Origin of the sequence: Sphingobacterium sp. GVS05A, from assembly GCF_019969845.1 — a bacterium.
Taxonomy (GTDB): Bacteria; Bacteroidota; Bacteroidia; order Sphingobacteriales; family Sphingobacteriaceae; genus Sphingobacterium.
Map to the genome: position 1 here is coordinate 1 of NZ_JAHXYR010000011.1, position 13434 is coordinate 13434.

Here is a 13434-nt window from a genome sequence, read left to right on the forward strand (position 1 = left end):
ATGGACGATGCCAATGCATAACTGGGGCTTGACCATATCCCAACTTTATATTAGATTTGGGGATAGACTCAAACTCGAAAGAGGTTTTTAAGTTTTAATCCTATGACACAGTTGGTGTTACACTCCCCCTATCCCCCTCTACTATTTCTAAATCGTTAATACTTGCGTACCGCTTTTTCATCAGACCATTTTCATCAAACTCCCAGTTCTCATTTCCATAGGCTCTAAACCATCTTCCATCTTTATTTCTGTATTCATATTCAAATCGGACAGCAATTCTATTTTCGGTATGAGACCAATACTCTTTTTTCAATTTGTAATCAAGTTCATTTGCCCATTTTGTCGTGAGAAACTGGACAATCTCTTCCCTACCGTTGATGAATAGATGCCGATTTCGCCATTCGCTGTCTATCGTATAAGCCATGGATACCCGCTCAGGATTCTGGGAGTTCCATGCATCTTCAGCCATCTGGATCTTTTGTTTTGCCGTTTCCAATGTAAAGGGTGGCAATGGATGTTTCTGTTCCATAAATTTTAAATAATATGATTAACAATTTCTTTTGATTTCAGAACAAGTTCATTTGATCTAAAAAGCTGACTTTCAATAATAGCGCTTTCAAACAACAGATAGATATGCGCAGCCAATAAACCCTCACCTAGTATTTCTGTGAGAAATTTCCTCAGATCATTTTTGTGAGACTGTATGACAGAAAGAATTGCATCTTGTTTTTTTGAGAGCTCAGAAAGAATATTTAGGAAACTACAACCTCTAAAATCCTCCTTCTGATTCATAGAAATAATGAAATCAAATGCAGTCAATATGGATTGTTTATGGCTGGCTGAGTCTTGCGTATATGCACGGAGCTCCGAAAACCAAAAGGCATGTCTGGAGGTCAAAAAAGCAATGCATAGATCATCTTTGGATTTAAAATGCTGGTAAAAACTAGCTTTGGCAACCTTTGCCTCACTTATGATTTGATTTATTCCTGTGCTATTGTATCCCTGTTGGTGGAATAATAAGGAGGCAGTATTTAAAACTCTATCTCTCGGGTTATCCATTTCTTTCTAATATTGTAAAACAAAAATAGAAAACAATCATTAAACAGACAAGTCTGTCTGATTAGTGATTGTTTTTAAATAGAACCATAAATGATACCTGTAATGAGACAATAATAGATATAATTTATCTTTTATTAATTGATTATGATTGTATTCGGAAATTTATCGTTGCATATAAAATTAGCTGTAAGAACTTTTATCACCATTCTCAAAAACTTAATGTGCATTAAGTTTAATACTTAATCTAGATTATTCTTTAAAATAGTGGCGTTATCTAATTTTATCAGTGAGAAAAATATGTTGGGTTGGCCAAGATGGCAAAGCTCTATAATCTCCCAGGATAATTTTTATCAACGATCCTGAGGATAACTGAAGATAGCTCAACGATTTCTGCCAATAATCTATTAACTTTATATAAAGGAGCTTATAGAAAAATGGGAAAAGTATTTAGCTATTTAAAGGTGATCATTTTTTACCTGCTTACATTGCTCATTTTTGTTGGCTCATCTGCCATTACAAAACAGCTCCCGTCATCAGATCTGCTTTCTATAATCATTGCATCCACCCTTACTTTTGCCTTGGTTTATTGGTTCATTCAGAATGATAAAAGTACACTTTCCAAAAATGGACTAGGTTATAATAAAAAGAGCTTCATATACTTTGCATCGGGATTTGGTATGGGTATAGTTATGGTGCTTATAATGACCTTGATTGTAATTAATTTTAGCGAAGTATCCTTTATTCGGTCGCAAACCTTCAATCCACATATTTTCGGCATATATATTCCATTATTTCTTTTTGTCGCCTGTCGTGAAGAACTTGTCTTTAGGACATATATGCTTTGGAAATTAAAGGCAAATGCTGGTGTTGTTATCGCAATGATTATTGTTACAGCGGTTTTCATTATTGAACACCTCCTAGGAGGTTATTCTGTCGTAAATGCATTTATTGGATCAGGATTGGGAGCAATCCTATTTGGCTTTGCTACTTTGAAAACAGGGAATATCGCGCTATCGGCTGGACTTCATTTTGCTTGGAATCTAATACATTGGCTATTTGGCTTCAAGGGGAATACAGGTTTTTTTATCGAAACAGTTCGTAGCGGAGCAGAACAACAAGCCGAAACGGTCGCATTTATAGGCTATGTTGTTGCAATGACATTAGGCATCGGTGCAGTTTATCTATTCTTTAAACCTTTAAAACTACGATTGGAAAAATAGAGAATCAACTAAAAATCATCAATACTAGGAATACGATAGAATAGCCTTCATTGTTTCAAAAAGATCAAATTTTATTGGCCAATTATATGCCCTCAATTTCTGAAATTTGAGTCGCCATACAAAGAGACTAAATCCTGCATATTCATAAAGTCCTGTAATTCATCTAAATTACAGGACTTTTGTTCTCGTCCAAATATTGCTTGACAAAAGGCTGTTTGTAATATCTTTTTCCAGTATAGTCAAATAAAGCATTTGCTACAGCGGCAAATGTCGGCGGAAACAGTGGTTCCCCCATACCCGTTGGATTATCCTGATTTTCTACAAAATGTACTTCGATTTTTTCGGGCGCCTCATTCATGCGGATCATCCGATAGGTATTGAAATTACTTTTCAATGGTACCCCATCCATAAATAGTTGTTCGCCATATAAAGCATTACCTATCCCATCAATGAGTGCGCCCTCAGCCATATTAATGGCAGCGTCTTTATTGATGACAATACCACAGTCTAGGGTGGCCAGGGCTTGTTTGACATAGGGTTCATTATTCTTCATACCGATATCTACCATGACAGCAGCATAGGTATTATGGCAAAAATAAGCAGCCATCCCCCTTCCCGTTCCAGCTGGCCTTGCTAGGATTGCCGCTTTGTCCTTTAACAATTGAATTACGCCTGCATAGCGGTCAGCATCATAGTCATTGCGTTGTCCGACAGGCTTTTCCTTTGCCCGTTTGAGCAATTCCAACCTGAAATCTAGGGGATCCTTCTTCATTTCAAAAGCGAGCTCATCCAAAAAAGATTGTTCAGCACTTGCTATAAAGTTGGATCGCGGTGCGCGGAAAGCTCCTATTGTAATCGCTGAAGGTATGGCCCAGGCCTCAGCAAGGTAATTGTCTATCGCCCCTGCTGGAAATCTGTTTTCATGTAGTGGAGTTTCAGGGATACCACCCGCTTTGATATGAAAACCAATTAATTGATTGTTTTCATCTAAAGCAGCTCTATACGTAGCGCTATAACTAGGCCGGTAAATACCATAGGTCGCTTCATCCTCGCGTGTATACATCAACTTCACGGGAGCTTTGATCTTTTGGGAAATAACTGCGGCTTCAATCACATGATGTCCATAGGCCCGCAATCCAAAACCACCACCCATTCGGGCTAGATTAATTTTTATTTTCTCTTTTGGTAAGCCCAGTCGGGCAGACAACGTTGTGGTAATAAACTCAGGTGCCTGTATGGGGGCGTACAACTCGGCATGATCTGCCCTGACATCGGCAAAACAGCTCACCGGTTCCATCGTATTATGCACCAAGAAAGGTGCAGTATAGGTGCGTTCAATAATCCTTGCTGCTTTTTTAAAGGCCGATTCGGGATCACCATCCCGCCGCTTCACTTCTGCGGGCAGTGTGGAATGATGTTCCATATCTGCATAATGTCGCGCTGTGCTTTCCAAAAAATCAGGTTTTCCATTGCGCGTATTACCTGTTGGACTGCTCAATTGCAAGATTAATTTTTTCTTGGCTTGCATTACCTCCCAAGTCGTGTTTCCAACGATGACAGCGACCTGCTCATAAGTAAATACATCAAATCCGTTTTTCTTATAATCCTTGAGCACAGGCTCCATGATAAATACTTCTTTTATTCCCGGCATTTGACGAACGGCTTTATCATCTATGGCTGTAATTTCTCTGCCGAAACTAGCAGGATGGACAATCATAGCGATTAGCATCCCTTCTTTTTTGTAATCGCTTGTAAATAATGGTTTGCCGGTCACGATATTGTCGATTTCAACATTGCGTTTGGATGAGCCAATAATTTTAAAATCGGCAATCGCTTTGAGCTTCACATTTTTTGGTAGCGGAATCAGAGCGGCCGCGGATGCAATATCTCCATAAGACAGCTTTTGGTCACTTTTTTTATGGTATAGGATACCCGCATCAGTCGTTATTTCATCTGCAGAGACAGCCCAATGTTGAGCGGCAGCAAGAATTAGCATTTGCCGTGCGGTAGCACCAGCAGTACGCAACACTGGCCATGCTCTACGGATAGATTGACTGCCCCCGGTAAATTGACGTTCAAAACGTTCCGGGAAAAAGTCTGCCTGCTCAACCTGCACGTGATCCCAACTGACGTCCAATTCCTCTGCCAAAATCATCGGCAACGATGTTTTGACATTTTGCCCAAACTCCGGGTTGGGATTAAAAAGTGTCACTTTACCATCCGGATGAATCTTGATATAACTGTTCAATGTAAAGGGGGCCGATTCGGTCGGATTGTTTTCTGCAGCTGCTGCAATCGCCCCAGGCCAATTAAACTGCAAAATCATTCCACCTCCAGCCAACAAAGCGGCTTTTAAAAAAGATCTCCTATCTATTGTTGTTTTCTCTGCTCTCATCGTTAATTTTTCAAATTTGAACCATCCAACCCTTGCTGCGTTGGTGCATAAGCACCAGTAGTCAACCAGGTAATCCATGCTTCCTTAAACTCGGCATGACTTATCGGTGGTAATGTTCTGCCTTCCCCCGGGGTCCAACCCCACTTGACCAGACCATCATCGGCATGTGCAATCAATGCTTTGAGATCTTTGTTCCCATTTTGTTTCAGATCCACCAATTGTTTTGCCAGTTCATGCGCGCTACGTCCCTGGAACACCATTTTCATTGTTGCTGATGGTAGATGCCATTCCGGACTTCCTGGGGGTGTTTTTAAACCCGCTGTATTTTCAGTCTGATGACAGTTGGTACATTTCATCGTCAGTATACCCTTACCGTCAACACCACGTTTGGGAAACATGGCATGTAGCCTGCTATCGTCGCCCTGCAATGGGATATCACCACTGGGATGGCAATTCACGCAACGGGGACTCTGTAATACCGCGTAGACTTTTTTAAAGGCCTCGACAGATTTGATACTATCTTTTTTGACCGTGGCATATATTTCTTCATTTGCAGCATAGTTGGTCTCATCTGAAAAAGCAGAGACGAATCCAATTATAAACAGCGCTATAACACTCAGTGTTACAGTGAATCTGATTTTTCCTAGCGGTCTTTTTTCTTTATATAGTTCCATGGATATGCCTATTCTTTAACCCTTTTGTTTCTGGAGCTCCGCAGCATGATGAATCGCTTTGCGAATACGTGAATAAGTGCCACAACGACAGATATTTCCGGTCATTGCATCGTCAATATCTTGATCAGTAGGATCTAGACGTTCGCGTAGCAGCACAGCGGCAGACATAATCTGTCCGGCATGACAATAGCCACATTGGGGGACATCAACGTCTTTCCATGCAAGTTGCAACGGATGATCACCATGTTCTGACAAGCCTTCAATAGTGATGACCTCTTTACCAATCGCACGTTTCATCTTCGTCACGCAAGAACGTACAGCCTCCCCATCGAGATGAACGACACAGGCACCACATTGCGCAACTCCGCATCCATATTTTGTACCTGTCAATCCCACATGATCTCTTAGGAACCACAATAAAGGCATTTCGCTATCTACGTTTACCGTATATTTCTTTTTATTGATTCGTATGCTGTTCATAATTGTTTATTCTTAGTTACTCCCGTAAAGGGATCCCATATATAAAAATAGGTATTTGACCAATATGTAGGATAAATTATTACTAAAATAGGTAATATTGGTAACAAATTCAGTAATTGGGGTTAGCAGTCAATATCCGAGCCGTGGGATAGGCAAGTGATATTTTCCCGATCAAACTAAATTGCGTAACTTCAATAAAATTGATTGACAGATAGCAATACCAATGGTTTACAATGATCCTATATCCCCTAAATTAAATGGTCTTGTGCTTATAGGCGGCAAAAGTCAGCGTATGGGGAGTCCGAAAGAAAAGATTCAATGGAATGGTAAGGAGCAACGCTATTATCTGATTGACCTGTTGCAGGCTTGCTGTGAAGCGGTTTATATCTCCTGTCGTGCGGAACAGGCTATAGAAATGGCAGATAGTCTTGAATTGGAGCAAAGCTATAAGCTGCTGCCCGATAACTACCCAAATATTGGCCCTATTGGCGGTATAATGACGGCGTTTGATCTGTTCCCTGATCAGGCTTGGCTTGTCCTTGCATGTGATTTACCGTTGGTAGATAGTGCAGCTATCGCTTCTTTGATCCAACGACGCGATCCGCTAAAAATTGCGACAGCATTTACAAGTCCTCAGGATACATTACCCGAACCTTTATTTGCAATTTGGGAGCCGGAAAGCTACCCTATCCTCAAAGAGCAGGTCGCACAAAATAGACTATCCCCTCGTAAGGTGTTGATCCGCCAGCAGGTCGCACTGATTGATTCATTCGATGCACGAATGCTCACCAACGTCAATACCATCGCCGAGGTCAACAGGGTAAAAGCGATTATTGCAGAAAAATCTCAGGGCCGCTGAAGTGCACCGCGGTAAAGCATTTCATCCACTTTTTTATACACCTCAGGATTATGTTTTTTGATCTTGATCTTCACATATTTGGAAGCAGGCATATTACTTTCCTTTACCACATTATTGACCGATACCAGCACATTTGTTTCGGGGAAATAGGTAACTGTATTCTTTTCGGGAATTGCATAGGATACAATCAAAAATAAAGGTGCTACGCGTTCTATCCCATCATCATAGTTATAGAGATCCACTTTGTCCCCAGCTTTAAAACCTGCTTTGGCTATATCTTTTTGGTTCATAAAAATCACGCGCCGCTCATTTTTGATCCCCCTGTAACGGTCGTCAAGTCCATAGATGGTGGTATTGAATTGATCATGCGTGCGTGTAGTCGCCATCATATATTCGTCTTCTTCCAGGTGGTTTTCAGGTATTTCGGTTCGTGTAAATGGGGCTAAACCACCAAGTTGCTGTGCAAAAAACTGTGAATCCCGGGCTTCATTGGGCAAGTAGAAACCGTCTTTCTGCCTTACCCTGACATTATAGTTTTCAAAACCCGGGATACAGTGTTCGATCGCATCGCGCACCGCATCATAACTGTCGTGATAACGCTGCCAGTCGACAACAGACCGATTGCCCAATGTAGCCATCGCCATACGGCATACAATCTGTGTTTCATTGATCAGATTCTTGGATACCGCATCCAGTACACCTTTTGAGGACTGTACTACACCCATTGAATTTTCTGTGCTGACGATCTGCACCTCCCCACTGACAATATCCTTGTCGCTACGACCATAAGTTGGTAAAATAAGTGCTTCCTTGCCATGGATCAGGTGCCCACGGTTTAACTTTGTAGATACACAGACTAATAGATTAAGCTTGCGTAGCGCATGTGCAGTGAATGTTGTGTCAGGTGTCGCTGAAAGAAAATTTCCACCCATACAGAACAGAAATTTTATCTTTTCAGCATGCATGGCTTTAATGGCACTTACGACGTCATAGCCATGTTCGCGTGGTGGTTCAAATCCGAAATACTGCTGTAGCCTGTCCAGCTGTTCATCTGTAGGCTTCTCGTCAATAAGCATGGTGCGGTTACCTTGTACATTGCTGTGGCCACGCACTGGACAGACACCACCACCTTTAATCCCAATGCTTCCTTTTAGCAGCAAGATATTCAGGATCTCGCGGATCATGTCCACGCCATTGGGTTGTTGCGTCAAACCCATTCCCCAGCAGAAAATAATTTTGTTTTTAAAGGCCATCATTTCAGCCGCTTGCTGAATATCAGTTAAAGCAACACCACTTTGTTGGCTTAGGTGCTCAAGATTGTATCTAGAAGTATCAAATTGCTCCCGAAAGGCTTCATAACCCGTTGTTTTACTTTTAATAAAGTCGGCATGAAGGACTTTTCCAGGATTTTTATGCTCCAGGTCCAGCATAATAAGCTCCAATGCTTTTAAGAGAGCCATATCACCATTGATCTTCACAGGTAAGTAGAGGTCCGCTAAACTTACTCCCTTACCGATGATACCATTGATCTGCTGTGGGTTATGGAAACCCATCAGACCTGCTTCTGGTAAAGGGTTAATGGCAATGATTTTGGCGCCATTTTTTTTTGCCTTTTCCAGCGCACTCATCATACGTGGTGCATTGGTACCCGGATTATGTCCAATGATAACAATCAGTTCACTTTCATAAAAGTCAGCAAGTTTGACCGTTCCCTTTCCAATACCGATTGTTGGCCGCAATGCTGAACCCGAAGTTTCATGGCACATGTTGGAACAATCGGGCATATTATTGGTGCCAAATTCTTTGGCAAATAGCTGATAGACAAAAGAAGCCTCATTGCTGGTACGACCTGAGGTATAAAAAGCAGCTTCGTGCGGAGATGTCAAGGCATGAAGTTGTTCTGCAATTTTTTGAAATGCAGCGTCCCAGCTGATCGGTTCATAATGTGTTCCCCCAGGAGCTAGGTACATCGGATCTGTCAGACGCCCCATTTTGCCAATCTCATAATCGCTGAGTTGTGAAAGATCATAGATCGAATTATTTTTAAAGAACTCCGGAGTCACCCTTTTTGTGGTTGCTTCCTCCGCTAAAGCTTTTGCGCCGTTTTCACAGTATTCACCTACAGGGGAGCGTTCATCGTCCGGATCAGGCCAAGCACAGCTGGGGCAGTCAAATCCGCCCACCTGATTCATTTTGAATAACGCTTTGGTTCCTCGAAAGAGTGTCTTTTCTTCAATAAGATCCGCAAAGGCCGCTAATACGGCTGGGATACCTGCAGCTGATTTCTCCACCGGAGTCAGCTTGAGATCGAGGAGTTTATAGGGATTTTCTGTCTGTGGTTCAGCCTTAATTTCCTGTTCCAGTTTTTGCTTTTTGTTGTTCTCTTCCATGACGATTGGCTATTGACATACCTAATTTTCTATTAAGAGGTCAGCATTTAAGATTTGGATTTGGAAAATTGTCACTCTGATCCTCCACAGTATTGTCAATACAGGCAAAATCTTTTTCAACAAGCAACTTCACCTTTCCCGACTGTCCTTCGAAGCCGATCCGATCTGTCTGAACCAATTCCTTTATCATGAAGGCAGATAGACCAATAGTAATTTTATGATCAACAAATGAGGCGACAAGTGCTTCTGTATCTGTCTGTACAATGCTGTAAACAAGAGGTTGTTGGATAAATTCGGTGCGACCAGATACTTCACCCTGAATGCCTAACTGATCAATTTCAGACATGGTCAATCGTAGTCTAACTGTATTATCTTTGATCCTTATTTTCATCTTTTATCTATTTACTGTCCGATTTTTATCATCTATACCAACCCTTTATACAATTAACCCTTCAATCTCAATATTGTTTCCAAGGTGATAAATATTGAATCGGTGATCCCGTAAAAAGCCCAATAAGGTCATGTCAGATTCTTTAGCCAGTTCTATGGCCAGACTTGAAGGGGCACCGATTGCTGCTATGATAGAGATACCCGCCATAGCAGCTTTTTGCACAAGCTCAAAACTAGCACGGCCACTCAGCAGTAGTAACTGTCGCTGCAGTGGTAATAAATCGGCCATCAGCGCATAGCCAATGAGCTTATCGAGTGCATTATGACGGCCTACATCCTCGCGCAGAACGTTAAGCTGTCCATCGAGATCGAATAGGCCTGCGGCATGTATACCACCGGTCGCCGAAAAATTACTTTGAGCGGCGCGAAGCCGATCGGGCAAAGCACAGAGCATATCACGTCTCAAAACGCAATATTCAGGGAAAAGTTCCCTAAAAATACTGATGGTTTTGATCGCTGCGATCGAACCTTTTCCACAAACGCCACAACTAGATGTCGTGTAAAAATTCCGGTCCAGGGCGGTTGTTTCTGGCGCAAATCCGTCGCTTAGTTCAACTACAATAATGTTATGGCCATTTCTGGTACATAGCGCATCTACATGATCCACTGATTTGATCTGACTAGCTTTAGAAATAAGGCCTTCCGTGAAGAGAAATCCAGAGGCCAGTTCTGCATCATTACCAGGAGTGCGCATGGTGACGGAGATATTTTTATGCGCTGCAATTCCGTCAACTGTTGTTCGGATCCGAATTTCCAAAGGTTCCTCGACCGAAATATAATCCGTTATCCATTCCTGCGAATGATCAGTTACTTTGACGAGGTCAATGTGATGTATTGATGTATGATGTAACGTATTGGATTTCATAAAACGGTTTTAACTAGCTTAAAGATCGGTATTTTAAAACTTCTGTATAAGCCTAGGAAGCCGACGATAGTAGGCTTCCTGTTTATGGTTTATTTTGTCATGCTGTATTGCTTATTTTATTATATCGTAGGGTAAACATGCATGCATTAAACTGTCAGATCAATCGGTAATGTATAGATCCGTTTTCCTGTTGCGGCATAAATGGCATTGCAGAGCGCTGGTGTAAACGGCGGTACCGGAGGCTCACCCACGCCAGTAGGCTTGGCGTCACTGTCCAGAATATGGACATGGATTTGCTTAGGCGAATCTGGCATCCGAATGAGCTGATAGCTGTCAAAGTTACCCTGTTCTACCTGACCATCTTTTACAGTGATTGTACTTTTAAGTGCCAAACTGGCTGAAAATTGTGCTCCACCTTCAAATTGTGATTTGATCCGGTCTACATTGACAGCAAGACCACAATCGACGGCATAATATACATTGGGGATGCTGATTTTTTTGTCTTGATCCACGCGCACCTCCACCACACAGGCGACATAGGTTAGAAAGCTTTTGTGTGCTGCAAAACCCAGTGCACTTCCCACGGGCATTGTTTTACCCCAGCCCGATTCCTTGGCGACCCGTTCGATCACCTTTTTCATCCGCCCTGTATCCCAGGGGTAGTCGGCGATCTTTTCCCCATAGTTGGGATAAGTCGTTTTGATCAGTTCCTGTTCAAAAGTAATATGACGGTCTTCTCCAAGCAGTTCCAATGCATTGGCAACGGGGTCAATACCCCGGGCTTCGGCAATTTCATCAAGCATGGTTGCTGCTGCAAATACCTGTGGGATATTGCGTACTGATCTCAGCCAGCCGATTCGAAGGTGTGCTTTGGCATCATGTGTGGCAATATTGATGGCCGGAACATTGTAAGGGAAATCCGAAGCCCCCAACATCAGCTCACCATCGCTGGGTTGTACCACAGCTTGATCTTCGGTAGCAGAGATGGACGGATTAGCGATATGGTGGGCCCAGCCGCTTAATTTATTTTGGCTGTCGATAGTTGCCACGATACGTTGCACACTCATCGCATGGTAGTAATCATGACGGATGTCATCTTCTCGTGTCCACTGCACCTTGATCGGGAGGCCTGATTCTTTGGCTAGGATAGCCGCTTCAAGGATAAAATCGGGTTTCGACTTGCGGCCGAATCCACCCCCCAGCAACGTTACATTCATTTTTACTTTTTCAACGGCAATCCCCAACTCCTTGGCTACAGCATCACGTGCGCCCTGTGGGTTTTGGGTACAAGCCCATACTTCACAGCTTCCATTTTTTACAATGGCTAAGGCACAGGGTGGTTCTATGGTAGCGTGCGCCAGGTATGGTGCGATATAGGTATGTTCAATCACTTTTTCGGCATTGGCCTTGGCAGCATTGAAATCACCCCGTTTGCGACGGATTGTACCTTCCTGTGCGACCACTTGCTTGAGTTCTTCGATCTGTTTGGCGGAGTCGTAACCCGCATTGGGTCCGAATTCCCATTGGACTTCCAGTAGGTCGCGGGCCTTGATGGCTGCCCAGGTATTCTCGGCAATCACTGCTACCCCACTGAGTGGTCTGGATAAGGTTGCCGGTAAGCCGGCACCTTTGATCGTAATTACCTTGATGACACCGGGAACGGCCAACGCTTTGCTATCGTCAACAGATTTTACGGCACCCCCAACAACAGGACAGCGTTTGATCACCGCGATTTTCATCCCGTCGGCAATCGCATCAATCCCAAAAACTGCCTTACCTGTGACGATATTGTGCAGGTCAATGATTGGCGTTTCCTTGCCGATCATATTAAAATGCTGCCTATCTTTTAGTTTGATTTCATTCACTTTTGGAATAGGCAAGGATAGCGCTGTTTGTACCAGATCGCCAAAATCCTTCTTTTTACTCGATCCACGTTGAATGACCTGTCCATTTTGGGTGTCTAATTCAGCGATGTCAACCTGCCATTCTTTGGCTGCAGCCTGTAACAGCAATAACCGTGCGATGGCACCCGCCTCCCGCATGGGTTTATAAAACATACGTACTGAGAATGAACCATCGGTGTTTTGGTTTCCGTATTTCTTTTCATCCCCCTCGGCTTGCACAATTTCTACCTTACTCCAGTCTGCCCCGAGTTCATCGGCCACGATAAGTGGTAGTGAGGTGCGGATTCCCTGTCCCATCTCCGAACGGTGTGCGACAATGGTTACTTTGCCATCCGAGGCAATGCTCAAATAAACATGAGGTGCCACAGTGGCGACCTTTTTACCTTTATCGTCACAGCTGAAAAAGCTGACACCGAGTACCAATCCTCCGGTTAGCAGCCCGCTGGCTTTTAAAAAGTCTCTCCGGGAAACACTAAAAATCTCCGAATCTACCCTTTCGGACTTTCTTTCTTGAAAAGGAGCTAATATTTTCATGCGATTTCTACATTTTTTTGTGAAGGCCTAACCGGCCGCATCCATGATGGCTGCTTTAATTCTGTTATAGGTACCACAGCGGCATAGATTGCCCTGCATGGCTTGCTCAATCTCCTGTTCCGAAGGTTTGGCATTTTTTTTCAATAATGCCGCAGCATTCATAATCTGTCCCGTTTGACAGTAGCCACATTGGGGGACTATATGTTTTTCCCAGGCCTGCTGTACCGGATGATCACCCTCTTCAGAAAGCCCCTCGATCGTTGTCACCTTACCTTCGCCTATGGCGGAAATAGGAAATGAGCAGGATCGGATAGCTGTATCATTGAGGTGTACGGTACAGGCCCCACAGAGGGCTTTACCACAGCCAAATTTGGTCCCCTTTAGACCAATGATATCACGGAGCACCCACAGCAAAGGCGTATCCTCCAACACATCGACATCGTGCTTTTTACCGTTTACCAGAATTGAATATTTTGCCATAATCGTTACTTTTTTCTTGTCTTTACAAGTTTTAATTAATCGGTTTAATGGTTTTGCTTCTCGTTATTGTATATGATAAGTTTTTACTTATGTATTCGCTTTCAACGTATTCACTACTGTAAAA

At 42.9% G+C, this 13434-nt stretch carries 12 protein-coding genes; 2 read left to right on the plus strand and 10 right to left on the minus strand.

Annotated features, from left to right (window positions below; translation table 11 throughout):
• Positions 1 to 100: 100 nt before the first annotated feature.
• Both LC454_RS23235 and LC454_RS23240 read right to left on the minus strand, forming a co-directional pair.
• Positions 101 to 529 carry a nuclear transport factor 2 family protein gene (locus LC454_RS23235; RefSeq protein WP_223584836.1) on the minus strand — a complete coding sequence of 143 codons (429 nt, stop codon included), beginning with the start codon at positions 527 to 529 and terminating at the stop codon, positions 101 to 103.
• A gap of 5 nt (positions 530 to 534) precedes the next feature.
• Complete coding sequence (locus LC454_RS23240) at positions 535 to 1059, minus strand: TetR/AcrR family transcriptional regulator (RefSeq protein WP_223584837.1); 525 nt, start codon at positions 1057 to 1059, stop codon at positions 535 to 537.
• A 434-nt stretch (positions 1060 to 1493) separates the two neighbouring features.
• On the opposite strand from LC454_RS23240, the gene LC454_RS23245 reads away from it, so the two are divergent.
• A complete protein-coding gene (locus LC454_RS23245; protein ID WP_223584838.1) occupies positions 1494 to 2279 on the plus strand; it encodes a CPBP family intramembrane glutamic endopeptidase in 786 nt (261 codons plus the stop codon).
• Between the two features lie 163 nt (positions 2280 to 2442).
• Here LC454_RS23245 and LC454_RS23250 read toward each other — a convergent pair whose 3' ends face one another.
• The 3 genes from LC454_RS23250 to LC454_RS23260 are packed head-to-tail and all read right to left on the minus strand — an operon-like array spanning position 2443 to position 5828.
• Positions 2443 to 4674 carry a xanthine dehydrogenase family protein molybdopterin-binding subunit gene (locus LC454_RS23250; protein ID WP_223584839.1) on the minus strand — a complete coding sequence of 744 codons (2232 nt, stop codon included), beginning with the start codon at positions 4672 to 4674 and terminating at the stop codon, positions 2443 to 2445.
• A gap of 2 nt (positions 4675 to 4676) precedes the next feature.
• Positions 4677 to 5348 (minus strand): hypothetical protein, encoded by a 672-nt coding sequence (locus LC454_RS23255; protein ID WP_223584840.1) that lies wholly within the window; start codon positions 5346 to 5348, stop codon positions 4677 to 4679.
• Between the two features lie 15 nt (positions 5349 to 5363).
• Positions 5364 to 5828 (minus strand): (2Fe-2S)-binding protein, encoded by a 465-nt coding sequence (locus tag LC454_RS23260; RefSeq protein ID WP_223584841.1) that lies wholly within the window; start codon positions 5826 to 5828, stop codon positions 5364 to 5366.
• A gap of 223 nt (positions 5829 to 6051) precedes the next feature.
• On the opposite strand from LC454_RS23260, the gene LC454_RS23265 reads away from it, so the two are divergent.
• Entirely contained in the window at positions 6052 to 6687 is a 636-nt protein-coding gene (locus tag LC454_RS23265; RefSeq protein ID WP_223584842.1) for an NTP transferase domain-containing protein, read from the plus strand.
• On the opposite strand, the gene LC454_RS23270 is transcribed toward LC454_RS23265, so the two are convergent.
• From LC454_RS23270 to LC454_RS23290, 5 genes are all read right to left on the minus strand, one after another.
• On the minus strand, positions 6675 to 9077 hold the full coding sequence (locus LC454_RS23270) for an FdhF/YdeP family oxidoreductase (RefSeq protein WP_223584843.1): 2403 nt from the start codon (positions 9075 to 9077) through the stop codon (positions 6675 to 6677). The genes LC454_RS23265 and LC454_RS23270 overlap by 13 nt on opposite strands.
• 40 nt (positions 9078 to 9117) lie before the next feature.
• Positions 9118 to 9468, minus strand: coding sequence for a DUF7009 family protein (locus tag LC454_RS23275; RefSeq protein ID WP_223584844.1), 351 nt, complete (start codon positions 9466 to 9468; stop codon positions 9118 to 9120).
• Between the two features lie 45 nt (positions 9469 to 9513).
• Complete coding sequence (gene fdhD, locus LC454_RS23280) at positions 9514 to 10392, minus strand: formate dehydrogenase accessory sulfurtransferase FdhD (RefSeq protein WP_223584845.1); 879 nt, start codon at positions 10390 to 10392, stop codon at positions 9514 to 9516.
• 146 nt (positions 10393 to 10538) lie between these two features.
• Complete coding sequence (locus tag LC454_RS23285) at positions 10539 to 12830, minus strand: xanthine dehydrogenase family protein molybdopterin-binding subunit (RefSeq protein WP_223584846.1); 2292 nt, start codon at positions 12828 to 12830, stop codon at positions 10539 to 10541.
• A gap of 27 nt (positions 12831 to 12857) precedes the next feature.
• A complete protein-coding gene (locus LC454_RS23290; protein WP_223584847.1) occupies positions 12858 to 13310 on the minus strand; it encodes a (2Fe-2S)-binding protein in 453 nt (150 codons plus the stop codon).
• Positions 13311 to 13434 lie beyond the last annotated feature (124 nt).

Bases quoted from the DNA above. Each gene is read 5' to 3' on its own strand.
- LC454_RS23275 (WP_223584844.1), bottom strand. From the start codon at position 9,468: ATGAAAATAAGGATCAAAGATAATACAGTTAGACTACGATTGACCATG.
- LC454_RS23255 (WP_223584840.1), bottom strand. From the start codon at position 5,348: ATGGAACTATATAAAGAAAAAAGACCGCTAGGAAAAATCAGATTCACT.
- LC454_RS23270 (WP_223584843.1), bottom strand. From the start codon at position 9,077: ATGGAAGAGAACAACAAAAAGCAAAAACTGGAACAGGAAATTAAGGCT.
- fdhD (WP_223584845.1), bottom strand. From the start codon at position 10,392: ATGAAATCCAATACGTTACATCATACATCAATACATCACATTGACCTC.
- LC454_RS23245 (WP_223584838.1), top strand. From the start codon at position 1,494: ATGGGAAAAGTATTTAGCTATTTAAAGGTGATCATTTTTTACCTGCTT.
- LC454_RS23290 (WP_223584847.1), bottom strand. From the start codon at position 13,310: ATGGCAAAATATTCAATTCTGGTAAACGGTAAAAAGCACGATGTCGAT.
- LC454_RS23260 (WP_223584841.1), bottom strand. From the start codon at position 5,828: ATGAACAGCATACGAATCAATAAAAAGAAATATACGGTAAACGTAGAT.
- LC454_RS23250 (WP_223584839.1), bottom strand. From the start codon at position 4,674: ATGAGAGCAGAGAAAACAACAATAGATAGGAGATCTTTTTTAAAAGCC.
- LC454_RS23265 (WP_223584842.1), top strand. From the start codon at position 6,052: ATGGTTTACAATGATCCTATATCCCCTAAATTAAATGGTCTTGTGCTT.
- LC454_RS23235 (WP_223584836.1), bottom strand. From the start codon at position 529: ATGGAACAGAAACATCCATTGCCACCCTTTACATTGGAAACGGCAAAA.
- LC454_RS23240 (WP_223584837.1), bottom strand. From the start codon at position 1,059: ATGGATAACCCGAGAGATAGAGTTTTAAATACTGCCTCCTTATTATTC.
- LC454_RS23285 (WP_223584846.1), bottom strand. From the start codon at position 12,830: ATGAAAATATTAGCTCCTTTTCAAGAAAGAAAGTCCGAAAGGGTAGAT.